This is a genomic window from Micromonospora sp. NPDC005197, assembly GCF_040608295.1.
In the GTDB taxonomy this organism is placed as follows: domain Bacteria; phylum Actinomycetota; class Actinomycetes; order Mycobacteriales; family Micromonosporaceae; genus Micromonospora.
The window spans coordinates 1-25093 of the sequence record NZ_JBEXHY010000081.1; the positions used below are offsets into that span (position 1 = coordinate 1).

Annotated in this window: 23 protein-coding genes and 1 tRNA gene; 5 read left to right on the forward strand and 19 right to left on the reverse strand. The window is 72.2% G+C overall.

Annotated features, from left to right (window positions below; all coding sequences use genetic code 11):
- Positions 1-167 precede the first annotated feature (167 nt).
- The 4 genes from ABZU46_RS22515 to ABZU46_RS22530 form a co-directional block, all read right to left on the reverse strand.
- Positions 168-1037 (reverse strand): SRPBCC family protein, encoded by an 870-nt coding sequence (locus ABZU46_RS22515; RefSeq protein WP_354860771.1) that lies wholly within the window; start codon positions 1035-1037, stop codon positions 168-170.
- Complete coding sequence (locus tag ABZU46_RS22520) at positions 1030-1587, reverse strand: helix-turn-helix domain-containing protein (RefSeq protein WP_354860773.1); 558 nt, start codon at positions 1585-1587, stop codon at positions 1030-1032. The genes ABZU46_RS22515 and ABZU46_RS22520 overlap by 8 nt, the downstream gene beginning before the upstream one ends.
- Before the next feature lie 99 nt (positions 1588-1686).
- Complete coding sequence (locus tag ABZU46_RS22525) at positions 1687-3030, reverse strand: class I SAM-dependent methyltransferase (protein ID WP_354860775.1); 1344 nt, start codon at positions 3028-3030, stop codon at positions 1687-1689.
- Positions 3027-4424 carry an FAD-binding oxidoreductase gene (locus ABZU46_RS22530; RefSeq protein ID WP_354860777.1) on the reverse strand — a complete coding sequence of 466 codons (1398 nt, stop codon included), beginning with the start codon at positions 4422-4424 and terminating at the stop codon, positions 3027-3029. The genes ABZU46_RS22525 and ABZU46_RS22530 overlap by 4 nt, the downstream gene beginning before the upstream one ends.
- 93 nt (positions 4425-4517) lie before the next feature.
- On the opposite strand from ABZU46_RS22530, the gene ABZU46_RS22535 reads away from it, so the two are divergent.
- Both ABZU46_RS22535 and ABZU46_RS22540 read left to right on the forward strand, forming a co-directional pair.
- Complete coding sequence (locus tag ABZU46_RS22535; RefSeq protein WP_354860779.1) at positions 4518-4988, forward strand: YbaK/EbsC family protein; 471 nt, start codon at positions 4518-4520, stop codon at positions 4986-4988.
- Between the two features lie 76 nt (positions 4989-5064).
- Positions 5065-5775: an RICIN domain-containing protein gene (locus tag ABZU46_RS22540; RefSeq protein ID WP_354860800.1), complete on the forward strand. Its 711-nt coding sequence runs from the start codon at positions 5065-5067 to the stop codon at positions 5773-5775.
- A gap of 1 nt (position 5776) precedes the next feature.
- Here the strand turns inward: ABZU46_RS22540 and ABZU46_RS22545 are convergent, their stop codons facing one another.
- Complete coding sequence (locus ABZU46_RS22545; RefSeq protein ID WP_354860780.1) at positions 5777-7081, reverse strand: MFS transporter; 1305 nt, start codon at positions 7079-7081, stop codon at positions 5777-5779.
- A gap of 71 nt (positions 7082-7152) precedes the next feature.
- Here ABZU46_RS22545 and ABZU46_RS22550 point away from each other — a divergent pair, with 71 nt between their 5' ends.
- Entirely contained in the window at positions 7153-8166 is a 1014-nt protein-coding gene (locus ABZU46_RS22550) for a helix-turn-helix domain-containing protein (protein WP_354860781.1), read from the forward strand.
- Positions 8167-8399: 233 nt separating this feature from the next.
- Here the strand turns inward: ABZU46_RS22550 and ABZU46_RS22555 are convergent, their stop codons facing one another.
- The 8 genes from ABZU46_RS22555 to ABZU46_RS22590 all read right to left on the reverse strand — a co-directional run bounded on the left by ABZU46_RS22555 (position 8400) and on the right by ABZU46_RS22590 (position 16952).
- Positions 8400-8864 (reverse strand): hypothetical protein, encoded by a 465-nt coding sequence (locus tag ABZU46_RS22555; protein ID WP_354860783.1) that lies wholly within the window; start codon positions 8862-8864, stop codon positions 8400-8402.
- A 28-nt stretch (positions 8865-8892) separates the two neighbouring features.
- On the reverse strand, positions 8893-10848 hold the full coding sequence (locus ABZU46_RS22560) for a VWA domain-containing protein (RefSeq protein ID WP_354860801.1): 1956 nt from the start codon (positions 10846-10848) through the stop codon (positions 8893-8895).
- Positions 10848-12299, reverse strand: a complete 1452-nt coding sequence (locus ABZU46_RS22565; RefSeq protein WP_354860784.1) for a sigma 54-interacting transcriptional regulator — start codon at positions 12297-12299, stop codon at positions 10848-10850. Before ABZU46_RS22565 ends, ABZU46_RS22560 begins: the two co-directional genes overlap by 1 nt.
- Positions 12300-12365: 66 nt before the next feature.
- The gene (locus ABZU46_RS22570; RefSeq protein WP_354860785.1) at positions 12366-13445 is read right to left on the reverse strand and encodes a hypothetical protein; all 1080 of its coding nucleotides are present in this window, start codon (positions 13443-13445) and stop codon (positions 12366-12368) included.
- 76 nt (positions 13446-13521) lie between these two features.
- Complete coding sequence (locus ABZU46_RS22575) at positions 13522-14172, reverse strand: response regulator transcription factor (RefSeq protein WP_266249167.1); 651 nt, start codon at positions 14170-14172, stop codon at positions 13522-13524.
- The gene (locus ABZU46_RS22580; RefSeq protein ID WP_354860787.1) at positions 14169-15413 is read right to left on the reverse strand and encodes a histidine kinase; all 1245 of its coding nucleotides are present in this window, start codon (positions 15411-15413) and stop codon (positions 14169-14171) included. The genes ABZU46_RS22575 and ABZU46_RS22580 overlap by 4 nt, the downstream gene beginning before the upstream one ends.
- A gap of 55 nt (positions 15414-15468) precedes the next feature.
- Entirely contained in the window at positions 15469-15975 is a 507-nt protein-coding gene (locus tag ABZU46_RS22585) for a hemerythrin domain-containing protein (RefSeq protein ID WP_354860788.1), read from the reverse strand.
- Positions 15972-16952, reverse strand: a complete 981-nt coding sequence (locus ABZU46_RS22590) for an aldo/keto reductase (protein WP_354860790.1) — start codon at positions 16950-16952, stop codon at positions 15972-15974. Before ABZU46_RS22590 ends, ABZU46_RS22585 begins: the two co-directional genes overlap by 4 nt.
- A 70-nt stretch (positions 16953-17022) precedes the next feature.
- On the opposite strand from ABZU46_RS22590, the gene mgrA reads away from it, so the two are divergent.
- Entirely contained in the window at positions 17023-18018 is a 996-nt protein-coding gene (gene mgrA / locus ABZU46_RS22595; protein ID WP_354860792.1) for an L-glyceraldehyde 3-phosphate reductase, read from the forward strand.
- A gap of 28 nt (positions 18019-18046) precedes the next feature.
- Here mgrA and ABZU46_RS22600 read toward each other — a convergent pair whose 3' ends face one another.
- The gene (locus tag ABZU46_RS22600) at positions 18047-18970 is read right to left on the reverse strand and encodes a lytic polysaccharide monooxygenase (protein WP_354860794.1); all 924 of its coding nucleotides are present in this window, start codon (positions 18968-18970) and stop codon (positions 18047-18049) included.
- Between the two features lie 140 nt (positions 18971-19110).
- Between ABZU46_RS22600 and ABZU46_RS22605 the strand changes: the two genes are divergently transcribed.
- Complete coding sequence (locus tag ABZU46_RS22605) at positions 19111-19233, forward strand: 50S ribosomal protein L36 (protein ID WP_030490864.1); 123 nt, start codon at positions 19111-19113, stop codon at positions 19231-19233.
- Positions 19234-19303: 70 nt separating this feature from the next.
- On the opposite strand, the gene ABZU46_RS22610 is transcribed toward ABZU46_RS22605, so the two are convergent.
- From ABZU46_RS22610 to ABZU46_RS22630, 5 genes are all read right to left on the reverse strand, one after another.
- Positions 19304-22579: a S8 family serine peptidase gene (locus ABZU46_RS22610; protein ID WP_354860795.1), complete on the reverse strand. Its 3276-nt coding sequence runs from the start codon at positions 22577-22579 to the stop codon at positions 19304-19306.
- A 115-nt stretch (positions 22580-22694) separates the two neighbouring features.
- Positions 22695-23348 (reverse strand): hypothetical protein, encoded by a 654-nt coding sequence (locus ABZU46_RS22615; RefSeq protein WP_354860797.1) that lies wholly within the window; start codon positions 23346-23348, stop codon positions 22695-22697.
- An 8-nt stretch (positions 23349-23356) separates the two neighbouring features.
- Positions 23357-23839 (reverse strand): sigma-70 family RNA polymerase sigma factor, encoded by a 483-nt coding sequence (locus ABZU46_RS22620; protein WP_354860799.1) that lies wholly within the window; start codon positions 23837-23839, stop codon positions 23357-23359.
- A gap of 436 nt (positions 23840-24275) precedes the next feature.
- Positions 24276-24348: transfer RNA gene (locus ABZU46_RS22625), tRNA-Ala, on the reverse strand.
- A gap of 88 nt (positions 24349-24436) precedes the next feature.
- Positions 24437-25027 carry a YqgE/AlgH family protein gene (locus tag ABZU46_RS22630; RefSeq protein WP_234583082.1) on the reverse strand — a complete coding sequence of 197 codons (591 nt, stop codon included), beginning with the start codon at positions 25025-25027 and terminating at the stop codon, positions 24437-24439.
- Positions 25028-25093: the final 66 nt, after the last annotated feature.

Below are 25093 nucleotides of genomic sequence, written 5' to 3' on the forward strand. Positions count from 1 at the left end.
ATCACCTTGCTCGACACAAGCTGATCTATCAGAAGTCCCGTTCGCGTCTCCAAAGCCCTTGACTCAAGTCCCGATCGCCAAACGCAACAGCGTTGTCCAGGATGTAATGGCCTCTGGCGTGAACGAGGCGACTACATCCCTGATCGAGCACGATCAAGGCGCGACGGTCAGCTGGCGGGCTCGGGCTCCAGGCCGGGCACCTCGGTCGAGATCCAGATCGGCTGCCAGCCCGGCACCTCGTGGAAGCGGCGCAGCTCGGCCAGGCCGGACACCGACCCGCTCCAGGCAGCGTACGGGGGGTTGGTCTCGTCGAAGCCGCTCTGCACGAAGGTGAGCGTGGTCCGGCCGTTGGACTCGGCCAGCTCCCAGTTCGTGACGCCGGTCGGTCCCCAGTCCACGGACATCCTCCGGCCCGGCTCCAGGTCGACGATCTTGGCCGCGTACCCGGTCTCGAAGCCGCCCATAGCGTACCGGCCGCCGACCCACGGCTCGATCCCGATGGGGTAGCCGAACCAGGCGCTGGCCTGCTCGGAGTCGGTAAGCGACTCCCACACCTTGTCCATGGGGGCGGCGATGACCAGCTCGCCGCGCAGGTCGGCGGAGGTGAAGTCGGTACGCGGCAGGAGCGGCCGACCCTCCAGGTGGGCGGCCAGGTTGGCGATGGACAGCGCCCAGAACGTCTGGAGCACGCCCCGGATGCTGGAACCGCTCATCGCCTCGGCGAAGTCGAAGTGGCTCTGGGTCAGCGTCAACACCGTGCTGTCCGTGCTCTCGGCGGTCAACTGGAGCTCGGTGGTGGTCTCCACCCCGTCGAGCAACCAGCCGAAGCGCAGCGTGTCGTCGTCGGCGTGCAGCAGGCGCTGGTGCGGGGCGTCACCCTCGGGCGTGTAGCGACCCCAGAACTCGTACCGCTGAGGCAGCTCGACCTCGGCGTGCTCGGCCAGCCAGAGTCGCAGCTCGGCCGGGTCGGTCAGGGCCTCGCGGACGCGCCCGACGGGCGCGGAGAGGCGGGCCTGGACCTTCAACGCTTCACTCATTGTCGTTCCCTTTCGGATAGCAGGCGACGGCGAGCTTGAAGGCGTCTCCTTCACTGCCGCCGTACCGGGCGAACAGGTCCTGAAGTGCGGTCTGCAGGTCGTGCAGGAACTGCGGGCGCTGCTCTGCGGGCACCCGAATCTCCCCGGAGACCCCGATCGACGGCAGCTCGGGCGCGGCCCGGTCCAGGGCGGCGACGTCGGCCTGGACCTCCTCCATCAGGTCGAGCAGGTAGCCCAGGCTCAGCTCGTCGCGGGCCCGGCGCAGCCCGATCCGGCCGACCAGCCGCGGGGAGAGCCAGTAGGACCGGGCGGCGGCCTGGTAGATGCCTTCGGTGATGCCGCGGACCTTGCGCTCGTTGACCAGCTCGACCAGGCCGGCCGCGACGAGCTGCTTGACGTGGTAGTAGACGCGCTGCGGCGTCTGGTCGAGTCGGGCCGCGACCTCCGTGCAGGTGCGCGGTTCGGCGAGTTGCCGCAGCACCTCGACACGCTGCGGCTTGAGCAGGACTTCGGCCTGCTCGATCTGCTCCAGGTACAGGACGTCTCTCATGGCAAAATCAGTTTGTACGTACAAAACTTGTTTGTCAATCGCTTCGCGAGAGGCCGCGCCGACTTCTCGACGCGGCTTCAGGCGACGCTCAGCAGGTGGTCAGGGCAACCAGTCCGGGCGCAGCGGGTAGCCGTTCACACCGTCCGGGCCGTTGTGGGTGGCCAGCACCTGGTGCAGCTGGATGCCGTTGCGCTCGAACGCCATCCGCGACCCGGCCATGTAGAGCCCCCACACCCGGGCCGTGCCCGCGCCCACCTCCGAGACGCAGAAGTCCCAGTGCTCCACCAGGTTGCGACACCACGCGGCAAGCGTCAGCGCGTAGTGCTGGCGCAGGTTCTCCTCGTGGTGCACCTCCAGCCCGGCGTCGTGCACCTCGCTGATCAGCCGACCCGGGCCGGCCAACTCGCCGTCCGGGAAGACGTACCGGTCGATGAACGCGCCCGAGCGGTGGGGCGCCCGGTTGTCGGCCCGCGTGATGGTGTGGTTCAGCAGCCGCCCACCCGTACGCAGCCGCGACCGCAGCGCCCCGAAGTAGGACGGGTAGTTGCGCACACCGATGTGCTCGGTCAGACCGATCGAGGAGATGGCGTCGAACTGCTCCGCCGGCGCGTCCCGGTAGTCCAGGTGCCGCACCTCGGCCAGCTCGCTCAACCCCTCCCGCTCGATCGCCGCCTGCGCCCACTGCGCCTGCGCCTTCGACAGGGTCACCCCGAGCGCCTTCACGCCGTACTCCCGGGCGGCGTGGCGGACCATTCCGCCCCAGCCGCAGCCCACGTCCAGCAGCCGCATGCCCTTCTTCAGCGCCAGCTTGCCGGCGACCAGGTCGTACTTCGCCGCCTGGGCCTGCTCCAGCGTGTCGTCCGGGGACCGGTAGACCGCGCAGGTGTACGTCATCGACGGGCCGAGCACCTTCTCGTAGAAGGCGTTCGAGACGTCGTAGTGGTGCGAGATCGCGGTGCTGTCGCGCACCCGCGAGTGCCGCAGCCCGTTCATCACCCGCTTCCAGCGCGGCAAGGCCTCCTGCGGAGGGGCCGGCGGGGGCAGCAACCGCTCCCAGCCCAGCCCGCGCGCCAGCGCCACCCCGTCGGCCACCGACGGTGGGCGCAGCCGCAACTCGTCCTTGAGCACCCGCAGCGCCTCGTACGGGTCGCCCGGATGCACCCCCTGCAACGCCAGGTCACCGCTGACGTACGCCCGGGCCATGCCCAGGTCACCGGGGGCGGTGAGCAGGTACGACAAACCCCGCTCGGAACGGATCGACAGGGTGATGCCGGCGTCGGCCGGGCCGACGGCGCTGCCGTCGTACCCGGTGATCCGCACCGGCAGCGGCCCGGCGGTGACCGCGCGGACGACGTCCGCCACGGTCGGACCGGTGCGCCGGCCCCCCGCCGGCGGGGTGGCGGGAACGCTCGCCGCCCCCTGGTCTCGATCGGTCAGGCTCATGCTCGTGCTACCGCCTTCTCGTACAGTCCCGTCAGCCGGTGGTCCGGGTCGTAGCGGTCCTTCACCGCGCGCCAGGTCTCGCCGCCATAGAGGCGATCGAAGGCGTCCCGGTCGTAGTACGCGTCGGAGTAGAGCGACTTGTGCCCGCCCGACTCCGACACCCTGCGTTCGATCGTGCGGTTGACGTCGCCGTCGGCGGCGCCGGGCGCGATCGGCACGCTCCCCCAGAAACCAATGTTGACGTAGTCCTGCCCCGCGTGGAGCGGATACAGCGGCCACGACCGCGCGGAACCGGGACCCTCCGGTTCGCGCAACCGCAACGGGCAGAGCCACACCGGGGTCATCCCCACGCTGTCCGCGAACCAGCGCAGGAAGTCGGCCGTGCGGTCCAGCGGGATCTCCACGTCCTGCACGACCCGCTCACGGGCCGGCTGGCCGCGCAGCCGGTCGATCCGGGCCGCCACCTGGTGCCGGTGCTCGAGGCGGACCAGTCGGTGGTAGACGTCGCTGCGCCGGTAACGCGCCGGCCAGAGCCTGCGCACGACCGGGTGCTGCGCGCCGAACGCCGCCGAACACCAGAACCAGTCGGTGTCCCAGCGCCACAGATAGTCGTACGCGGTCAGCACGTCCCGGGTGCGCCGGCGCAGCGACCGGTAGTAGATCTCCTGGCCGGTGTAGTCGCTGGGCGGGTCGGCCGCGTCGGTGAAGGTGCCCAGGATCAGGTACGCCTCACCGGGGCTGAACATCACGCCGTCCATCACGTCGACCGGTTCGCCGGCCCAGGACCGGGTGGCGGTCACCTCGGCGATCGCGTCGGTGAGCGCCTCCAGTTGGGTGAACCGGATGTTGCGCAACGCCACGTACCGGCCGACCGGTTGCAACTCGATGCGCAGCCGGGTGGCGTACCCGAGGCTGCCCAGCGAATTGGGGAACGCGGTGAACAGGTCGGCGTGCTCCCCGTCCGGCCGGGCGGTGACGATCTCGCCGGAGCCGGTGAGGATGTCCATCTCGCGTACCGACTCGTGGGGCAGGCCGTTGCGGAACGAGGTCGACTCGATCCCGAGGCCGGTCACCGCCCCACCCAGGGTGATGGTGCGCAGTTGCGGCACCACCAGGGGCATCAGCCCGTGCGGCAGCGTCGCGTCGACCAGGTCCTCGTACGTGCACATGCCCTGCACGTCGGCGGTCCGGGCGGTCGCGTCCACCGCGAGCACCCGGTTGAGGCCACTCACGTCGAGGCCCGGGGTCCGGGGAGCGGACCGGGGGCGGAACAGGTTGGAGGTGCGTTTGGCCAGCCGGACAGGCTCGCCCGTGGGCACCGCGGCGTACGACCGCCGCAGCGTGTCCACCGCTTCATCATGGTCAATGGGGTGATCCACACGCTCAGCGCGCATGTGATCACCTTACGCCCGCACCCCGGAAACGGTGGGATGTCGACGCCTGCTGTTTCCCGTCCGACGCCAGGTTCGACGGTTACCGTGGCGGGCATGCCGTCGCCCGCGATCGCCGCCCTGGACTCCGCCGGACTGCCATATCGGCTGGTCAGCCACGGTGCGGTCGGCAGCCTCGCGGAGGCCGCCGCGGCCCGGGGCGTGGCCGTCCCGGATGTGGTCAAGACCATCGTCGTCCGCCGGGGTGCCGACGATCACCTGTTCGTGCTCACCCCGGGCGACCGGGTCGTCTCCTGGCCCAAGCTGCGCGCCCTGCTCGGTGTGCAGCGCATCTCCATGCCGGACGCGGCGGGCGCCCTGGCCGCCACCGGGTACGAGCGCGGCACGATCACCCCGTTCGGCGCGAGCACCGCGTGGCCGGTGATCGCGGACGAGCGACTGCGCGGCCGGGAGATCACCCTCGGCGCGGGCGAGCGCGGTCTCGCCGTCGCGGTCGACGCCGACGCGGCCATCACCGCCCTCGGCGCGACTGTGGCCGACGTCACCGACCCGCAGCCCACCCGCTGATCGCACCGGGCTGGCTGCGGCCGGCCGGCGTGGCTGGGCTGGCCCCGGGCCGCCGTGGTGAGTGAGGATGGCGCGTATGTCCCTGCCCGAGGAACGCCCCGATCCCGCCGGCACCGTCTACGGCGGTCGGCGGAGAGCTCGTTCCGGGCCGCTGGCCGACCCGCTGCTGCGGGTGGCGTTGGCGGTCGGGCTGGTGGGCGTACTCCTCGGGTTGGTCTTCGCCACCGGCCTCCTCGACGGCGACGACGAAGCGGTGGTGCCCGCCGCGGTCACCGCGCCGTCCAGCGTGGCCGAGCCGACCATCCCGGCGGCCGAGCCGAGCCCGACCCCCTCGGTCGAGCCGTCGCCGACCCCGTCGGCCACCCCGGCCGTCCCGACCACCGGGCCCCGCGTGCTGCGGTCGCCCTCCGGGCTCTGCCTCGGGCTCGACGGTGACGGTGAGAAGGCGCCTGCCGAGTTGGCCGCCTGCACCGGCGGCCCGGAGCAGCAGTGGGTCGTCAACCCGATCGGAACGGACGCGGTGACGTTGACCAACGCCGCCCACGGGCAGTGCCTCGACGTCGAGGGCGGCAGCGGTGACGACGGGGCGACGGTGCAGCAGTTCCCCTGCCACGGTGAGGCCAACCAGCAGTGGCGGCTGAGCCCGACCGGCACCGGCCCGGTGCTGGTCGTCGCGGTGCACAGCGGTAAGTGCGCGCAGGCCGACGACGACGGCGCCGAGGCCGGGGACGAGATCCGGCAGCGGCCCTGCGACGGCCGGCCCGCCCAGCAGTGGACGCTGGGCTGACTCAGCCCCGGAAGCTCCACGCACGGGGTGCGGTCGCGGCGACCAGGACGGCCTCCGGCACCGGCCGGCCCGGCCGTCGGCGCAGCAGCAACGACAGCCCGGCGGCGCCGATCGACAAGGCGCCGGCCACGTACCAGGCCAGCGCGTAGTCGCCGAGCCGGTCGCGGACCAGCCCCGCGCCGGTCGCCGCGATGGCCGCCCCGAACTGGTGCGCGGCGAACACCCAGCCGAACACCACCGCCCCGGCGCCGCCGAAGTACTCCCGGCACAGCGCGACCGTCGGCGGCACGGTGGCCACCCAGTCCAGGCCGTAGAAGACGATGAACACCAGGATGCTCGGCTCGGCCGTCCCCGCGAACAGGCTCGGCAACACCAGCAGCGACAACCCGCGCAGGGCGTAGTAGGCGCCGAGCAGCAACCGGCTGTCCACCCGGTCGGTGAGCCAGCCCGAGGCGATCGTGCCGACGATGTCGAAGAGTCCCACCAGCGCGAGCAGCCCGGCGGCCGTGGTCTCGGCCATGCCGTGGTCGTGCGCGGCCGGCACGAAGTGCGTACCGACGAGGCCGTTGGTGGTGGCGCCGCAGATCGCGAACCCGCCGGCCAGCAGCCAGAACGGCCGGGTCCGGGCCGCGGCGGCCAGCGCGCCCAGCGCCCGGGTCGCCGCGCCGCCGGTCGGCGGCGGCGCCGCGACGACCTCGGTCGCGCCGTAGGCGGGCAGGTCGAGATCCGCCGGGTGTTCGCGCAGCAGCCACACCACCAGGGGTACGACCGCCAGCGCGGCTCCGGCCACGACGAGCGCCGCCGTGCGCCACCCGTGGTCGCGCACCAGCACGGCGATCAGCGGCAGGAAGATCAGTTGGCCGGCCGCCCCACCCGCGGTCAGCACCCCGGTGACGAGGCCCCGTCGTCGGACGAACCAGCGCCCGGTGACGGTCGCCACGAACGCCAGCGCCATCGAGCCGGTGCCCAGGCCGACGAGGACGCCCCAGCACAGCAGCAACTGCCAGCTCGCGGTCATGAAGACCGTCAGGCCACTGCCGGCGGCGACCAGCAGCAGCGCCACCGAGACCACCCGGCGGATGCCGAACCGGTCCATCAGCGCGGCGGCGAACGGCGCGGTGAGCCCGTAGAGGAGCAGGTTGACCGAGACCGCCGCGGAGATGGTGGCGAGCGGCCACCCGAACTCCGCGTGCAACGGGTGCAGCAGCACCGACGGGGTGGCGCGGAAGCCGGCCGCGCCGACCAGCGCCACGAAGGCAACGGCGGCAACGAGCCAGGCGGGGTGCAGGCGACGGTTCTTGGTCACGCTGATCAGTCTGGGTGGCGTCCTCGCTGGCGACGAGTGGCCGGAAAGCCATCAGGCGCAATAATCGGGCCATGAGCACTGGCCCGCACCGGATCGCCGTCCTCGCCCTCGAACAGGTCGTCGGCCTCGATCTGGGCACCCCCTCTCAGGTCTTCAGCACCGCCCGGGGCGCGGACGACGAATACCGCTACGACGTGCGGGTGTGCACCCCGGGTGGGCGGCCGGTCCGCAGCACCGCAGGCTTCCAGGTGCTCCCCGACCACGGGCTGGAACTGCTCGACACCGCCGACACGGTGATCGTCCCCGGCATCCACGACGGCGCCGCGCTGACCTCGGGCGGCATCGATCCGGAGGTGGCCGAGGCGCTGCGGTCGGCGTACGACCGGGGCGCCCGGATCATGTCGATCTGCACGGGGGCGTTCGTGCTGGCCGCGGCCGGCCTGCTCGACGGACGCCGGGCCACCACCCACTGGGCGTACGCCGAGCGGTTCCGCCGCCTGTACGACCGGGTGGACCTCGACCCGGACGTGCTCTTCATCGTCGACGACCGGGTGTTCACCTCGGCCGGAGTGGCCGCCGGCATCGACCTCTGCCTGCACGTCATCCGCCTCGACCATGGCAGCGAGGTCGCCAACCGGGCGGCCCGCCGCTGCGTGATGCCGCCGTGGCGCGACGGTGGGCAGGCGCAGTACATCGAGCAGCCGGTGCCGAAGGCGACCGACACCAGCACGGCGGGCGCCCGGGAGTGGGCGCGGCAGCGACTGCACGAGCCGATCGCGCTGCGCGACCTGGCCGAGCAGGCGCGGATGAGCGTGCGCACCTTCACCCGACGCTTCCGCTCGGAGACCGGCCTGAGCCCGGCCCAGTGGCTGCTGCAACAGCGCACCGACCACGCGCGACTGCTGTTGGAGACGACCGACCTCTCCGTCGACCAGATCGCCCACCGCTGCGGCTTCGGCACGACGGCCGCGCTACGCCAGCAACTCCACCAACGCATCGGCGTGGCCCCGTCCACTTACCGCCGCACCTTCCACCCCCGCCCCGAGCTGGTCGACACGTCGCCCGCGGTCCGCACCCCGGTCTGATCGCCGCCGGCCCGGGCGCGGCGTCGGCTGCCGGCCGCTGTCGCCGCCGCTCTTCACCCAAAGACGACACGACGGTCCTGCGGGAGGCATCGCTGCGAGAAGCGATATACCTGTGAGTCATAGAAATGACTCACAGGTATACCGCTCAGCAGACCGACACCCCGGGGAACGCCACCAACAGCCGACCGCGGGCCGGGCCGGGCCGGGCCGACCGAGGCCGGGGCCGAGGCGGCTCAGGTGCGGAGCAGGTGCAGTTGGGCCTGGTGTTTGGGGAGGTGGACACGGGTGTGCAGGTCCAGGGTGCGGGACCAGGGCAGCGGCTCGTCGACGATGAGGTCGAAGCCCTCGCGGAGGTGCGTCTCGACCGGGGTCTCCGCTGCCAGGCCGAGCTGATCGACGAGCCCGCACAGCCGGTCGCTGGTGCCGTGCAGCAGCGCGGTCAGGCCACGCAGACCACCCTGCTCGGCGGCGAGCGCGTCGAGCTGCGGACGGTGGATGTCCTCTTCCATCTCGTAGTAGGCGAACGGCGACCCGGCCAGCAACGCCTCGGTGGCCTGGATCATCAGCTCGTCGTTGGCGACCAGATGCGCGACGATCTGCTCGGCGCTGAGCTGCCCCTCCGGAGCCGGACCGAACCCGCCAGCGTCCACCTCTGCGAACAGGGCGCCGTAAGCCCGCCGCAATCCCCCGCTCTCCATCCCCCCAGTCAACCCGCCCCACCGGGGGTTAGCGGCGGGATTGGCGGGAGCGAAGGTAGTCGCTGACCACGTACTCGCCCAGGTCGTCGGTGTCCGGGGTGAACATGCGGCCCCGGCTGCGCCGGGCCACCGCGTCGACGAAGCGGCGCAGACCCGGGTCGTCGCCGAGCATGAACAGGTTGAGGGTGGCGCCGTAACGGCTGAGCTTGTCCACCTCGCGGACGGTCGCCTCGATCGTCTCCGGCAGCGGCGGCCAGTGGAACAGCGCCTCACCGTCGTCCGGGTCCAGGTGGGCGGTCGGCTCCCCGTCGGTGACCACCAGGACCACCGGCTCGGCGTCCGGATGGCGTCGCAGGTGCCGAGCGGCCAGCCGCAGCGCGTGCTGAAGGTTCGTGCCCTGCTCCATGTCCGGCTCCACCGCCGCCAGCTCCTGCTGGGTGAGGGTCATCGCCTCCCGGCCGAAGCCCACGATCTGCAGGGCGTCCTGTGGGAAACGGGTCTCCATCAGGTGCGCCAACGCCAGCGCCGTCTGCTTCATCGGCCCCCAACGACCCTGCGAGATCATCGAGTACGACAGGTCGACGCAGAGCACCACTGCCGCAGACGCCCGCTTCTCGGTCTCCACCACCTCGAAGTCGTCCACCGCGAGCTGAAGCGGAACCGTCGGACCAGCCCGGCGGACCGCCCGGGTCAGCGTGCGGACCACGTCCAACGGCTGCTCGTCGCCGTACTCCCAGGGGCGGGACTCGCCGCTGACCTCGCCGGCGGCGCCCGCCGAGCGCAGGTCGTGCTGGCCGCGCGGCCCGGCGGTCAGCTCGGCGAAGACCCGCCGCAGCGCGGTCCCACCGAGGCGGCGGAGCGCCTTCGGACTCAGCGTGAGCCCGTCCGCGTCCCGGCTCACCCAGCCCTGCCGGCGCAGCTCCCGCTCCAGCTCACGCAACCGGCGGACGTCGTCGGCGGCGTCGCGGCCCAGCGTCCGGGCCACCGCGTCGACGTCCACGTCGTCCAGCGTGGCCCCGGGGTGTTCCTGGTCGAGCTGGTCCAGCAGGTCGTCCAGCTCGCCGATCTCACCCAGTGCCCCGGCCGCGTCGGCGTAGTCCAGCGGCTGCTCGCCCCGGACCCGCTCGCCACGCCCCCACCGCAGATCCGGTCGCAGCGCCCGCAGGTTCGCGTCGAGCGCGGACAGCTCCCCGGCGAGACGGTCGCCGAGTGACTGTTGCATCAGACCGGCCAGCTCGGCGCGCTGCCGCTCGGAGAGCGAGTTCATCAGCCGCTCACCGGCCGCCGAGCGACGGGCCAGCACGTCGATCAGCTCGTCGACCGTCTCCGGCCGCTCCGGGAAGAAGTCACCGTGCCGGCGCATGAACTCGGCGAACGCGTCGGTGGTGTCCTCCGCGCGGCCGTGCCGGGCCAACAGGTCGTTCAGGTCCCGCATCATCTCGGCGAGCCGCTGCTGCGCGGCCGGATCGGCGGACGCGCGGACCGCGTCCCGCAGCCCCGCGAACCGCTGACCGAGCACGTCGTCGCGGAGCTGGTCGAGGATCTGCTGATACGAGCGGCGGGCGTCCGCGCTGGCCCACTGGTAGCCGGACAACTCCTCGACCGCCCGGGCGGTGGAGCGGGGCAGGTTGTCCAACACCGACTCGGCGAACCGCGCGCCGTCGTCGTCGCGGCCCCGCAGCTCGTCGCGCTCGGCGGCGAGCGCCTGGTCGAGCAGCGCCTGGGCTCGTGTCACCGCGCCGTCGAGATCCCCACGGCGCAGCGCCTCGCGGCGCAGCCGTCGCGCTCGGGCGGCCAGGTCGTCGAGCCCGCCACGCCCCTGCGGGCCACGGCGCAGCAGGTCGCGCAGCGCCTCCCGCAGGCTGCCGCCGGCCAGCACCTCGGCGCCGACCGCGTCCACCGCCTCGCGCACGTCGTACGGGGGCGCCAGCGGGTCCGGCCCGCCGTTCCACTGCCCGTACCGGAACCGGTTGCCGGCCACGATCAGCCCCGGCCGCCGTAGACGGTGCGACCCGAGTCGGTCACGTCCTTGCCGAGCCGGCGGGTCAGATGCAGCCCCTCCAGCACGAACTCGACGGCGGCGGCGGCCTCCTCCGGGGTGGGCGCGTCGCCCAGACCGAGCCGGTCCAGCACCTTGGCCAGGCCGGGCACGGTGCCCACCTGGCGCAGCAGCTCGGTGGAACCGACCAGCTCGCCGGTCTCGATCGCCGTCCCGTCCTCGACCAGGGCGGTGAACCCGGACAGGTCCAGGCCGGCCAGGTGGGCGCGGAACGTCTCGGCGGTGGCGGTCCGCAGCAGGTGGGCGAGGATCTCGATCTCCCGCCCCTCCTCGCCGCTCTCGAACTCCACCTTGCCGCGCAGCGTGCTGGTCACCGACACCGCGTCGCCGACCCGTGCCACCGCGGCTTCGGGCCGACCGTCCGGGTTGCCGGAGGCGGCGAGCAGGCCGGCGCGACGCAGCGCGGCACCGGCGACCGTCTCGGCGGCGGCGATCGCGAACCGGGCGGAGACGCCCGAGCGCGGGTCCACCGACGGGGACTCCCGCACCGCGCGGGCGAACCGGGCCAGCACCTCCAGCACGTGCTCCGGGACGGTGGCCACCAGGTCGGCCTCCTGGCGGATCAGCGCCAGCTCCAACTCCAGGTCGACCGGGTAGTGGGTACGGATCTCGGCGCCGAACCGGTCCTTGAGCGGGGTGATGATCCGGCCCCGGTTGGTGTAGTCCTCCGGGTTGGCGCTGGCCACCAGGAGCAGGTCCAGCGGCAGCCGCAGCTGGTAGCCGCGGACCTGGATGTCCCGCTCCTCCAGCACGTTGAGCAGCGCCACCTGGATCCGCTCGGCCAGGTCGGGCAGCTCGTTGACGGCGAAGATGCCCCGGTTGGTACGCGGCACCAACCCGAAGTGGATGGTCTCCGGATCACCGAGGGTGCGTCCCTGGGCGATCCGGATCGGGTCGACGTCACCGATCAGGTCGCCGACGCTGGTGTCGGGGGTGGCGAGTTTCTCGCCGTAGCGCATCGAGCGGTGCAGCCAGCCGATCGGCAACTCGTCGCCGGCCTCGGCGACCTGGGCGACCGACGCGGGGGTGAGCGGGTGCATCGGGTGCTCGTTGAGCACCGAGCCGGGAATCACGGGGGTCCACTCGTCGAGCAGCCCGCCCAGCGCGCGGATCAGTCGGGTCTTGCCCTGGCCGCGCTCACCGAGCAGCACCATGTCGTGCCCGGCGAGCAGAGCCCGCTCGACCTCGGGCAGGACGCTGTCGTCGTAGCCGACGATGCCGGGGAAACGGGTCTCGCCGGAGCGCATCCGGGAGAGAAGGTTGTCGCGGAGTTCCTGCTTGACGGTGCGGTACTGGTGACCGGCCGCGCGCAGCGCGCCGAGCGTGCCGGGCAGGTCGGCCGGTGGAACCGGGATTACCGGGGTAGGCGCAGTCACCCGAGTAACGCTAGCTCACATTCGCGGGGGCACCCCGGGCATCGAGGGGCACCCCCGCTGCCACCCTCAGCCCCGGCCGCAGCGCCCGCAGGCCCCCCGGCGGCGCAGGTGGTACGCGTAGGTCGCCGCGGCGAGCGCCACGCCCCACAGCGGCCAGAGCAGCATCGGCGCCCCGGTCAGGCTGACGCCGCCGCCGGTGAGTTCCCAGAACCTGGGGTTGCTGAGCAGCCCCAGGCTGGCCGCGGTCACCGCGATGGCGACCAGGGTGGCCGGCACCACGGCCAGCAGCACCGGCACCCGGCGACCGGCGAGCCCGACCATCCAGCGCGGGAACCGCTCGCCCCAGCGCTGCACCAGCCCGAGGGTGAGGATCGCACCGACGGTGGCGAACGCGCCCAGCCCGAACCCGGCCCAGACCAGCCCGCTGTCCTGCATCTCGGTCAGGAACTCGCGGGAGATGCCGAGCGGGATGCCGGCCGCCCAGGCGAACCGGGTCGACGCGTACGTCAGGGGAATCGCCGCCGCGATGCCGGCGGCCCACCGACCCCAGCGGGCGGCGGCGGCCGGGGTGGTCCACCCCCGGTCGGTGTCGTCCCGCCCGCAGCCGACGCAGGCCCCGGCGGTGCGGCGCTGCCAGACGAGCACCGTCCCGGCCAGCAGCAGCCCGCCGGCCAGCGCGGCGAACCGGCCGAACAGCGCCCAGTTGAAGACGTCGGAGTACTCGACCGGCGGCCAGCCGAAGGGCGCACCGACGATCAGGATCGGCAGGTAACCGAGGACGATCAGCACCCGCGCGTCCGGGACGACCACGGCGAGTCCGAACGCCACCGCCCAGCCGTAGCCGGCCAGCAGCGCCCGCAGCGGACCGGGCGGGCGGACCGCCGGGCGGCTCATGGCCAGGGCGGCCACCGCGGCGGTGAGCAGGACGCCGGCGAAGAGCGGGGTGGCCAGGTCCACCGGCACCAGGCGCAGCAGGTTGACGTCGCCGCCGTGCGTGTCGTTCGCGCCGAACGGATAGCCGGCGCCGGTGAGTGTGCCAACCAGGGCGAGTACGCCCCACAGGCCGAGCCAACCGGCGGCCAGCGGGGCGAGCCGGTCCGGCCAGCGGGAGTCGGAACGGGGTCGGGATGCAGTGATCGTCGTCATGCTCTCAGCCTCGACCGACAGCCGGTCGAATCCCTCCCGGCCGGCGGTGAACCCGCTCCCCCGGGTGGGGGACCGGTCAGCCGGACGGGGTGACGAAGCCGGACTCGTAGGCGGCGATCACGGCCTGCGTGCGGTCCCGGACACCCAGCTTGGCCAGCACGTTGCCGACGTGCGTCTTGACCGTCTCCACCCCGACCACCAGGTGCGCGGCGATCTCCGGGTTGGACCGGCCGGTGGTCATCAGCCGCAGCACCTCGGCCTCCCGCTCGGTGAGCCGGGCGGCACGCAGTCGGTCGCCACCCGCCGGCCCGTACGCCCCGACAAGCTGGCGGATCGCGGCCGGGAAGAGCAGCGACTCGCCCGCCGCGACGACCCGGACCGCCTCGACCACCTCCGCCGGCCGGGCCCGTTTGAGCAGGAAGCCGGAGGCGCCGGCGCGCAGCGCCTCGTAGACGTACTCGTCGTTGGCGAACGTGGTGACCACCAGCACCCGGGGCGGGTCGGCGGAGGTGGCCAGCAGGTGCCGGGTGGCCTGAATGCCGTCGATGCCGGGCATCCGCACGTCCATCAGCACCACGTCCGGGCGGTGCCGGGCGACCAGGGGCGGCACCTCGGCGCCGTCGGCGGCCTCGGCGAGCACCCGCAGATCGGGTTGGGCGTCGATGATGGCCCGCAGCCCGACCCGGATCAACTCGTCGTCGTCGACGATCAGCACACCGGTGGTCATCGTGCGTCCTCGTAGGGCAGGCGGGCCCGGATCAGCCAGCGGTCGCCGTCCGGCCCCACGGTGAGTCGGCCGCCGAGCAGCAGCACCCGTTCCCGCATGCCGTCCAGACCCCGACCGGACCGCCCCGTGTCGGCCCGGTCGGGGCGGCTCATCGTGTTGACCAGTTCCAGCTCCAGCGCGTCCGGCCGCAGGTCCAGGCGCAGTGTCACCGGCCCGTGGCCGTAGCGGGCGGCGTTGGTCAGTCCCTCCTGGACGATCCGGTAGCCCTCCCGGGAGACGATCGCGGGCAGTCGCGCCGGGTCGCCGACGCGCTGCGCGTGCACGGTCAGCCCGGCCGCTCGGGTGTCGGCGACCAGCCGGTCCAGGTCGGCGAGGGTACGTTGCGGCGCCACCGAGGGGCGGTCGCCGCCGGTCTCGCGGAGCAGCCCGAGCACGTGGTCCAGCTCGTCCATCGCGGTCCGCCCGGCCTCCTCGATCGCGGTGAGCGCCCGCCGGACGAACTCCGGATCGCTGTCGAGCACCTCGCGGGCCGCGCCGGCCTGGAGGGTGGCCACGGTCAGCGCGTGACCGACCGAGTCGTGCAGTTCCCGGGCCAGCCGGTTGCGTTCGGCCAGTCGGGTGGCCCGCGCCTCCAGCGCGGCGATCCGCTCGGCCTGCGCGGGGCCGAGCAGCACCGGCGCCATCGAGACGGCGAGCGCGCCGAGCCCGGCGACGGCGTAGCCGAGGCCGACCAGCAGGGCCACCCCGGTCAGCGTCAGCCAGCCGCTGTCCCGTCCGTCCAGCGGCCCGAACCGCTCCTGGCTGGTCAGCTCGGCGCCGACACCGAACTGCTGGGCGATGAACGCCAGCGCCATCGGCAGGGCGCTGAACAGCGCGATCATCACCAGGGCGCCGACGATGAGGTGCGTGGCGATCCAGAGCGCGCTGCGCAGGCGGCTCTCCCGGTCGCCGCGCCGCCCCGGCGCGGGGTCGGGCAGGTCGACGCCGAGCAGCGCCCGTACGGCGGCGATCTCCAGGGCCCGGCTGCCGTCCAGCAGCAACGGCACCACGGCGATCAGCACCGCGATCACCAGCAGGACGTAGACCAGCGGGCGGGGAATCTCCGAGTCGGTGAGCATCTGCGCGAAGGTCACCGCGAGGACCCCGTACGGCAGCGCCAGCACACCACCGAGCAGCAGGAACACGCCGCGTCGCCAGGTGCTGCCGGCCACCAGCGGGGCCAGTGCCGCGCGGAAGGTCATGCGGTCATTCTGCTGCCGTCACCCCGAGGTGCGACTCCCCCGCACCGGGGAGATCTCAGCGGTGGTCGGCGACGTACCCCTGGGGGTCCTTGTCGCGGAACCGCAGGTCGCGGCCGTTCTTGTGCTCGCCGTAGAACATCAGCCAACGCTGGCCCAGCTCGGCGCGCAGTTCGAAGCTGGCGTGCCGGCGGAAGTCGGGCAGCGCCTCGTCCTCCTCCTCGGCGAGGTGTTCGCTGTTCTCCCGGCGGGCCGTGCCGACGGCCTCCCACCAGGGCTTCGAGCCGACCGGGTGCAGCTTGGACTCGGCGATGGCGTCCCGGATCTTGTTGTGGTCGCCGATCGCGTCGGCGGTCTCGTCCTCGCCGTCGTCACCGTGCTTGACCAGGTGCGGGTAGAGGATCGCCTCCTCCGCCTCGGCGTGGATGTCCAGGTGCAGGGCGAGTGCCTCCCAGATGGCCAGCAACTCCTGCTCGTCGCGGGCGTCGTCGAGGCGGGCGAAGCCGCGCCGGAAGGAGGCGTGGTCGTCCAGGATCAGTGCGGTGATGTCGTCCACTGTGCTCATTTCTCCGTCGGGCCGGCGATCCGGTTACGCAGCATCCGGGGCAGCGCGGCGAGCCCGGTGACCGGGCGGAACCGCTTGGCGGCCTCGGCCAGGGCCGCGTACTCGTCGTCGGTGAGGTCGAGGTCGGCCGCCGCGGCGTTGCGTTCCATCTGCTCCACGCCTGACGCGCCGGGAATGGCAAGCACGTTTGGGTGACGCAGCAGGTACGCCAGCGCGATCTGGCTGGGGGTGGCGCCGTGTGCCTCGGCGACCTGGCGCAGCGTGTCGATCAGGACGGCGCCCCGCTCCAGGTTCTCCGGCAGGAAGTACGGGTTGGCGCGGCGGACCGCGCCGGTCGGCGGGTGCTTCGCGTCGTACCGGCCGGACAGGAAGCCCTGCGCCAGCGGGCTGTACGCGATGACGACCCGGCCGGTCTGCCGCGCGTACGGCAGCAGGTCCTGCTCGGGCGCGCGGTCCAGCATGCTGTAGCGGACCTGGTTGCTGAGCACCCGCCGGCCGAGTGCGGCCTCGGCGACCTGCCAGCGGCGCAGCCCGTAGTTGCTCACCCCCACCTCACCGACCAGCCCGACGTCCTGCAGGGCCCGCATGCCGCGCATGGTGGTGTGGTCGGCGACCAGCGGGTTGGGCTGGTGCACCTGGTAGAGGTCGATGCTGGTGACGCCGAGGCGGGCCGCCGAGGCGACCGCCCGCTGCTGCACCACCGCGGCCACCGGCAGCACGGGAAAGATCTTGCTGGCGACCATGACTGTGGGCCGGTCGTCGCCGAGCGCCGCGCCGAGGATCCGCTCGCTGCGCCCGAACCCGTAGATCTCCGCGGTGTCGAAGACGGTCACGCCCAGCTCGACGGCCCGCCGGACGATCTGGGCGGCCCGCTGCTCGAAGTCGGGGCCGTAGCCCCACTCGCGGGAGCCGAACTGCCAGGTGCCGAGGCCGATCTTGGAGAGCGGTTTCGGGGTGTCGAGGGCGATGAACCGCATGGCCTCGAAACTACCCGGTTGTCCCGGTTTTCACGCCCGATCCCCGGCACCACCGGCCGGAGCTACGCTCATGATCGTGACCTACCTCGCCGCGGATGACCGCTACGACACCATGACCTACCGGCGCAGCGGACGCAGTGGCCTGCGGCTGCCCGTCGTCTCTCTCGGGCTCTGGCACAACTTCGGCCCGGACCGCCCGTTCGACCGCCAGCGCGACATCGTGCGACGCGCCTTCGACCTGGGCGTCACCCACTTCGACCTGGCCAACAACTACGGTCCGCCGCCCGGTTCGGCCGAGGAGAACTTCGGCCGGCTGCTCGCCACGGACCTCAAGCCGTACCGGGACGAGCTGGTCATCTCCAGCAAGGCCGGCTACCTGATGTGGCCCGGCCCGTACGGCGAGTGGGGCTCGCGCAAGAACCTGATCTCGTCGCTGGACCAGTCGCTGGGCCGGATGGGCCTGGACTACGTCGACATCTTCTACTCGCACCGCTTCGACCCGGACACCCCCCTCGAAGAGACGATGGGCGCGTTGGACGCGATCGTCCGCTCCGGCAAGGCGCTCTACGTGGGCGTCTCGAACTACAACTCGGAGCAGACCGCGCGGGCCGCCGCGATCCTGCGCGAGCTGGGCACGCCGCTGCTGATCAACCAGCCGTCGTACTCGATGCTCAACCGCTGGACCGAGGCCGACCGCCTGCTCGACACGCTGGAGCAGGTCGGGGCCGGCTGCATCGCGTACAGCCCCCTCGCTCAGGGTCTGCTGACCGACCGCTACCTGGGCGGCATCCCGGCCGACTCGCGGGTGCGCACCAGCGTCTTCCTCAACGAGAGCGACCTCAGCGACGAGAAGATGGCCACCATCCGAGGGCTCGGCACGGTCGCCGAGCGGCGCGGCCAGTCCCTCGCGCAGCTCGCGCTGGCCTGGGCGCTGCGCGACCCACGGATGACCAGCCTCATCATCGGTGCGAGCAGCGTCGAGCAGTTGGAGACCAACATCGCCGCCGTGAACAACCTCGACTTCACCGCCGAGGAGCTGGCCGAGATCGACCGGCTGTTGAGCTGAGCGCCGTCGGGTCGAGCGGCGGGCCGGATCACCAGATCCGGCGCCGCCCGGCCCGGTGGTTGCGGACCTCGCACTGCCGTCCCACCGGTGCCGCCGCGCCGCGTCGTCGCCGGCCCACGCCGACCAGCGCCAGGACCAGCACGACGGCCGCACCGGCCAGCACCGGCCACCGCCCGCCGAGGTCGGTCACCGACGCAACCGGCACGCCCGGGTCGGCCGCCGCCGCCACCGCCGCCGGGTCGGTGGCGGCCGGCTGGCTGGCGGCGGTACGCGGAGCAGCCGGGGCCGCCTTCGTCGCACTCTTCGTCGCACTCTTCGTCGCGCCGCTTCGCGCCGTGCGGAACACGACATCCGAGCAGGAGTAGTAGGTGTCCGGGGTGTTCGAGTTCTGCCAGATCGTGTAGATCAGGTGCCGGCCGCTGCGGTCCGCCGGCAGCCGGCCCGCCAGCTGGTACGCCCCGCCCCGCACCGGCGGGTCGGTCCGGGTCAGAAACGGACGCGACTCCAAATCCGACCAGGTCAGCGGCTTGCGGGGGTCGTAGTCGGGCTTGGTGACGTAGAGCCGGAAGGTGCCCCGGTGCTCGATGGTCGTCCGGTATCGGAAGGTGAACGTCGCGCCCGTGGTCACCTCGGTGCTCGGCCAGTCGGTGCGGGGCAGGTCCAGTCCCCGGTACGCGGACAGCCCACCGCTGCACAGCTCGCCGTCCGGGATCCGTTCCCGGTCCCGACCGTTGATGGCCGCGACGCGTACGTTGTCCCATTCCCGTACCGCCGCGCCCGCCGCCACCGCCGCCCGACAGGCCGCACTGGCGGCGTGCCGGCCCTCGGGCCCACAGGCCGCCGCCCGGCTGATCGGGTCGGTGGGGGCGCCGTGCGCCCAGGCGGGCGCCGCGCCCAGCGGTGCGGCCGCCACCGCGACCAGCACAGCGGCGAGCACTCGACGCACGCTCATGGCTTGACCTCCCGCGCAGTGGTACGGACGCGGGACGCCAAAGGTTCGACCGCCCGGGGCCCGGGAATCGCCCGGTGGGCCTCGGCGTTTCGATAGGCGGTACGGATTTCAGGCCAGACCCCCAGGCCGAGGAGGCAGACATGAAGGTACGTAGCTCGTTGCGTGCGCTGAAGCAGAAGCCGGGTTCGGTGGTGGTCCGTCGTCGCGGCCGGGTGGTCGTGGTGAACCGCGCGAACCCGCAGTGGAAGAGCCGTCAGGGCTGATAACAGACTTATCGGATATACCTCCGCCGGGGCGGATGCGGCACGATTACCGCATCCGCCCCGGCGCTGCTTACTTGACGGCGTACGCGCGGATCACGGTCACCGTGGCGGTGTTTCCCGTGCGGTCGGTGGCGGTCACGCGCAGGGAGAGGTAGCCGGCTGCCGGGTTGGTGACCCGCAGCGTCCGTCGGTCGGCGCTGACCGAGGCGGACCGCCAGGTCTCCCCGTCGTCGACCGAGAACTGCGCGGTGAGCGTGCGGTTGGCGGTGGCCGCCGAGCCGGCCAGCGGCGTCACGGTGACCGGCACGGTGAAGGTGCCGGCCGGCGCGGCGTTGTTGCTGTCCAAGGACGGCCTGAACCGTACCGTGGACAGCGGCAGCCGCGTGTCGCCGTTCGCCGAGGAGAACGTCCACAGCCCGCTGACCGCGGTGCTCAGCCGGTGCGGCGCGGGGCTGGTGGCCGACATCTCCAGCCGGTAGTCGCGTCGCTCCGCCGGCACCGCGAACTCGCCGTCGAGGGATGTGGTTTCGCCGATCAAGGCACCGTCGGCGTACAGGGCGGTCCGGGCGCTGTCCGTCAGGTATCGCTGGCCCCAGTGTCCGGCGCCCTCGCCGAACAACGGGATGCTGGCCTCGATCGTGTCGCCCTTGCGGAAGACGGTGTCAAGGTCGCCGTCGGCGACACCGGGATCCAGGGGCGCGAAGACGGCCGCGTTCCAGTCCTGCTGGTAGACCCGACCGGCCGTGAACGCCTGCGCCGGTCCGGCCGTCTGCGTGACCCGCTCCGGCCCGTACTCCGGGTCGGTCTGCACCTGCTGCTCGAAGGTGGTGCTCCACTGCACGCCGCCCTGCGTGCCGAGATATTCGGTGCGCTCGAACGGCAGCGAGAACGGCAGGCCGACGGTGCCGCCACTGACCGTGCCGACGACCGGCCAGTTGTACTTCGCGCCGGTGGCGCCGTCGGCCTCGCGGGCATAGTGAGCCTTCACCGTGGCCAGTTCGGCCGCGGTGACCTGCTTGTCGAAACCGGTGTAAAAGACCCCCTGGCGGGTGTACGAGGTTTCGTACGTGTAAGGGCTGTCGAGGAACCCTTCGGCGTCGTTCTTCCACCGGGCGAAGACGCTGGAAATCGAACTCTGGAACCCGGTCACCGCGGTCGCGGGGCCGATCTGGCCGACGTGCAGGTCGCCGGGCACCACGGATTCCGTCGTGAAGCCGGCATTCCGGCCCGTCCAGTACGCGTCGACCTTGGCCGTGGCCTGCCGGGCGTCCGCGCGAGGAACTCTGATGGTGACCGGACCGGCCTGGCGGGCGTCCAGCGTCACGGTCCTCGTGGCGTCGGCCACGAAGCTGGTCTGCACCAGCATGGTGGTGTCCGTCTCGCCGTAGACATTGCCGATCAGGCCGTACCTGCCCTTGGGCAGCCGCACCGTCTGCGCCTCCTCCCCGTCGTAGAGCTGGTACGACTGAGGGGTGTCCAGCCCGATGAGGAGGTCCCAGTAGTTGAGGTTCAGCAGCCCGTCCCGGCCGAAGTGGCGGAACGTGACGTCGTAGCTCTCCACCTCGCGCTCGACCGCCGTCGGGGTCTCGACCCGGACGTCGCCGGGGGCGGTGGCCACGACCCGGGCGCTCCGGATCCCGTCCGGACCCTCGCCGCGGGTGTCGGACGTGACGGTCGTCGTCGCGGTCCCGCCGGCCGGCACGGTCAGGCTGGTCGCGGCGACCGTGAAGGTGTCCGCGTCGCCGTCGACGGCCACGGTCAGGGTGACCGGCGTGGTTCCGCCGTTGCGGTAGGTGAGGGTCTTCGTGACCGGCGTGTCGTCGGTGTGCGGCCACTCCTGCTCGCCGAAGCTGACACTGCCCTCGTCCACCGAGATCGTCTGACGCACCGCCCGGGCAACGTCGAGCCGCCCGGCGCCCTGGGCGAACACGTCGATCCCCTCGCCCGGTTGCGCGGCGCCCATCAGCAGCGTCTTGCGCTGACGCGACGACCAGCCGGGGTGCTGCTGGGTGACGATGGCGGCCGCGCCGGCAACCATCGGTGCGGCCATCGACGTGCCCGACAGACTCGTGTACCGGTCGGAGACCGGGGCACCCGCATGTCCGGCGGCGGCCCGCGCCGCCACGATGCCCACACCGGGTGCGGTGATGTCCGGCTTGATCGCCCCGTCACCGAGGCGCGGACCACGGCTCGAGAAGCCGGCCAGGTGATCCTGGTCGTCGACCGCGCCGACCGCCAGTCCGGAGTCAGCGGCGGCCGGCGATCCGATCGTCCGACTGCCGAGCAGGCCTTGATTGCCGGCCGAGAGGACGAACAGCGTGCCGTATGCCGCGGTGAGGTCCTCAACCGCCTGCTCCAGCGGGTCGACCTCGGGGGAGTCGGGGCCGCTCAGGCTCATGTTGACCACCGGGGCCTTCTGGGCGGCCCACTGCATCCCGGCCAGGATCGCTGACTCGTCGCAGTAGTTGCCCTCGCACACCTTGCCCACGGCGAGCTTCGCGCCCGGCGCCACACCACGGTACTTGCCGCCTGAGGCGGCGCCGCTGCCGGCGATGATCGAAGCGACGTGCGTGCCGTGGCCGTCGATGTCGTCCGCCGCGGAACCCTCGAGGAAGTTCTCGTTCGCCACGATCCTGCCGGCGAAGTCCGGGTGTCCGGCGTCGATTCCGCTGTCGAGCACCGCCACCGTCACGCCGGTGCCGTCCAGGCCCTGCTGCCAGGCCGCCGGCACGCCGACCTGCGCCACGGCGGTGTCGAGGGCGAGCGTGCGCTTACCGTCCAACCAGACCTTGTCGACGCCCGGGCTCAGGGACCGGTCAGTGGCGGCACCCCGGGTCAACGAATTCCACAGGTCGGCCTTCTTGGCGCGCGACGCACGCACCGCCAGCATCCCCAGCCCAGAAATGTCACGACTCACTCGGGCGCTCGCATCGACTGCTGCCCGCGCGTTCGCGCTCTTCTCGTACGAGAGAAGCAGGGGCAGGTCCCGGTCGCCGGTGTAGCCGAACTCGGTAAGTGCCGTGAGGTCGAACAACCGCTTGTCCAGCCGACCCTGGCGCAGCAACGGCAGCGCGTCGACCGGGATCACGAGGCGGTGACCCTCGCTGGTCTGGTTCACGAAGCGGACTCCGGCACGACCGGGCGCGCGCTCGATGGCGGTGCCGCCCTGCGCGGAGACGACGACCCGGTCACCCGTGATCAGCGTGATGCTGACCGACTCCGACGCGCGACTCCCCTTCTGCGCGGGGGCCGGTGCCGCCTCGGCGCCGGCGGGCGTGGTGGCACCGAGTACCGCCGCGATGGTCCCGGCCAGCAGAGCGGCTGCGACGTTGCGTCTACGAATCACGAGTTCTTCACCGACAGGTCACACATGGGCTTTCCTCTCAGGACTCAAGGAGATGGTGAAACGCGAAAACGCCGGTCCGCTACGGATCGAGTCCGTAACGGACCGGCTCTCGGGCTCAGCTCACGACGGACCGGCAGTTCATCGGGGCGTCCTTGGGCACCAGGGCCCAGGCCACCTTCGCGTAGCCCTCGCCCTTGTGCACCGGGAAGACACTGAAGTACAGGACGCTGCCCTTCGGCATCTTCGACGGCGCGATCACCCACTCCGAGTCACCGGACACGCCGTCCTCGTCGACCCCGGGGATCCGCTCGAACGTCAGGACGTCCTTGATCTGGGGCAGTTCCCTGCCCTTTGGCGTACACAGGAGATCCGGCTTGACGACGGCCGGAACGCCGGCGTCGGCCAGCGCCTTCTCCAGCGCATCGGGATCGATCACCTGCTTGGACCTCAGGCGCAGTCGCACCGAGCCGTCCGCCTGCCTGACCACCGAGAACGCCGCCGGTTCCATGGCCGGCGCCGTGGCGTCACCCGCCGAGGCCGCCGGCGCCGCGGTGCCGCCGGCCGGTGACGAGCCGGAAGGGCCGAAGCCGATCGGCAGGGCCAGCGCGATGGCGGCCAGGGCGGCGAGTCCCCCACCGGCGGCCACACCGAACACGCCACGGTTACGCCGGCGGGCCCGGCCGCGCTTCTCGATCGCCTCGACCGGACGGTCCATCCGCACGCCGGAAAGAGTTTTTCTCATCGCGTTGAGCACCTCATCCTCGTTCATTTCGAGTCCTAACTGGTCACGGGCACGAATTGCGCCCGCAGGGTCGCTGTGGCGCGAGACAGGTGGACGGCTACGGTCCGCGGTGAGATGCCCAGTTCGTCGGCCACGGTGTTGGCGTCCAGGTCAAGCCAGACCCGCAACACGATCACTTCGCGTTGCCGTTTCGGCAGCCGACGAATGGCGCTCAGCATCGCCTGGTCGACGTCGTGAACGTCGTCATCCGGCCGGGGCAGGTCGTGGCCGTCGAAGGCGACCTCGCGCCGACGCCGCCGCCACCAGGACACCCGGACGTTGAGGGCGGTACGCACCACCCACGCCGTCGGTGCCGGATGCCGACTCACCTTCCGCCAGGATGCCCAGGCCCGCGCGAACGCCTCAGCGACCAGATCCTCCGCCAGCGCACGATCACCCGTACTGGCCAGTACGGCACGCAGGCAGTTGTCCCGGCAGCGCTGGTAGAAGTCCGCGAAGTCCTTCCGTTCTTGCTCCACACCTGGCACACGCATGAGCACCGTGATTCATTTACCGCAGCCGGAAAAAGATTTGCACGAGGCCCGTCGACCGGGCCCGGTGGTCGCGATGGTCCGCAGGCCCCGCAACACCGCCGCCTGACCGGCGCGCGGTGGAGCTGGTCGATGGCATCATGCCCTGGACTGAGCATGTTCATCGATTTCAGGGGGCGACGGTGCGCGGAGAAGACAGGTCAGCGACCCGACGGCGTACGCGCAGGTTCGTGGCCGGCGCGGTTGGGTGTTCGGTCGCTCGCTCTCCAGCGCCGGCACCCTCGGCACGGTGACAAGGCTCGGTGTCGGCGACTGGCCGAAGGTCACCCTGGACGACGACGGGGACGGCCTGGTCACGTGGAACGCCCGGGTAAAGCCGAACGCCCTGGCAGGGAATGATCCCCGCCAGGGCGTTTCGCAAGGGTGGAGCCGAGGGGACTCGAACCCCTGACCCCCACACTGCCAGTGTGGTGCGCTACCAGCTGCGCCACGGCCCCTTGCTGTCGTCCCGGTCGCCCGGGCACTGGGAAACTATACACAGACTGGCCGGCATGGTCATCTCGCGGGGGTCCCCGCCCAGCCGGGTCAGTTGAGGGCCACGTCCGGGGGGAAGTGGGCGACGGCGGCCATCATGCCGCCCTGCCGGCGCAGCACCATCGGCCACAGGTCGTCCGGGCGGTCGACGAAGGCGTCGCCGGGCAGAGCGTCCAGCAGGAACCAGGACCCGTCGGCGATCTCCTGCTCCAACTGCCCGCTGCCCCAGCCGGAGTAGCCGGCGAAGACCCGGATCCCGCCGATGCTCTCCCGCAGCTTCTCCGGGTCGACCGAGAGGTCGATCGTGCCGACCGCGCCGGAGACCTGGTGGAAGCCCTTGAGCCGGCGCAGCGGTTGCCGCATCCGGGCCAGGCAGATCGCCGAGTCGGGCTGCACCGGGCCGCCCTCGAAGAGCACCGCCGGGTGGCGGGCCAGGTCACTCCAGTCACCCAGCACCTCGGCGACCGGCACCTCGGTGGCCCGGTTCAGGACCACGCCGAGCGCGCCACCCGGCTCGTGGGCGACCAGCAGCACCACCGTACGGTCGAAGTTCGGGTCCTTGAGCGCCGGAGTCGCGACCAGCAGCCGCCCGGTCATCGACTCCATCGCTCGTCCGCCGATCGCCTGGCCCTCTCCCTGCATCCCACCTACCCGTCAACCGTGAGCCCGCACCGGGGATCCGTCATTCGCCGGATCCGCACGGTGCAT